This is a genomic window from Fusobacterium sp. FSA-380-WT-3A, from assembly GCF_012843705.1.
Classification (GTDB): domain Bacteria; phylum Fusobacteriota; class Fusobacteriia; order Fusobacteriales; family Fusobacteriaceae; genus Fusobacterium_B.
In genome coordinates, this window is record NZ_JABAFQ010000034.1 from 1 (window position 1) to 1,270 (window position 1,270).

A 1,270-nucleotide genomic window follows, 5' to 3' on the forward strand; every position below is an offset into this window, starting at 1 on the left:
TCCCAAACTACTTTTCTATATCCTTCTACATCTGTATCTCCTTCTGTACTGATACAAAGTATTCTTGAGTTTTCATCTATCTTTAATGCTTCCATTAATTCTTTATATTCTTCTTTTCTTTCTGATAAAATTGTAAATAATCCTAATCCTACAGCTCCTGATTCTCCTGATATTACTCTTTGGTCATCTTTTAATGGGCTTGATAATACCCTCATTCCTCTTGCTGCCACTTGGTCATCACATGAAACTGAGAAATCTGCATTATCTCTTAAAATTTTCCAACTTATTGTATTTGGCTCTCCACAAGCTAATCCTGCCATTATTGTTGTTAAATCTCCTCCTACATTATGAGGATTTCCATCATTTGCTTCCATTGATTTATAAATACAATTTGCTCCATGAGGTTCACAAATTACAGTAACTGGTCTATCATCTCCATATAAATAAGATAAATATCCTTGAACTGCTCCTGCAAAAGACCCTACCCCTGCTTGTAAAAATACATGAGTTGGTTTTTCTTCTCCTGCTTCTTTTAATTGTTCTATTACTTCATTTATTATTGTTGAATATCCTTGCATTATCCATAATGGTATTTCTTCATATCCATCCCAAGCTGTATCTTGTACCATTATCCAACCATAATCTTCTGCTCCTTTATTTGCTAATCTTACTGCATCATCATAATTTAAATCTGTAATAGTTACATCTGCTCCCTCTCTAGCTATCGCATCAAATCTCATTTTTGCTGAACCTTTTGGCATGTAAACTACTGATTTTTGTTTTAATCTATTTGCCATCCAAGCTACTCCTCTTCCATGGTTACCATCAGTAGCTGTTACAAATGTTACATCTCCTAGTTCTTTTTTAATTTCATCTGATATCAACACATTATAAGGAAGTTCATTTATATCTTTTCCTAATCTTTGACTTAAATATTTCCCTATTGCATAAGAACCTCCTAAAACTTTAAAAGCATTTAATCCAAATCTTTTAGATTCATCCTTTAGCCAAACTTTTTTTACTCCATAATGTTCTGCTAAATTTTTTAAATCTACTAGTGGAGTTGGTTTATAATTTGGTAAACTTTTATGAAATTCATATACATCATGTATACTTTTATTATCAAATCCTACTAGTTCAGATTTTTCATAATTTACATCTCTACTTTTAGTATTATGAACCCATTTTAATAATTCCATTTTTGCCTCCTAAATTTTCTTTAAAATTATTTAAATTAATTATAAGCATTTTTTGTGCCATTTATTATTTT

Annotated in this window: 1 protein-coding gene; it reads right to left on the reverse strand. The window is 30.4% G+C overall.

The annotated features are described in order from the left end of the window. On the reverse strand, positions 1-1,199 hold a 1,199-nt coding region (dpaL, locus tag HF862_RS09900), incomplete at its 3' end, for a diaminopropionate ammonia-lyase (RefSeq protein ID WP_170187694.1). Positions 1,200-1,270 lie beyond the last annotated feature (71 nt).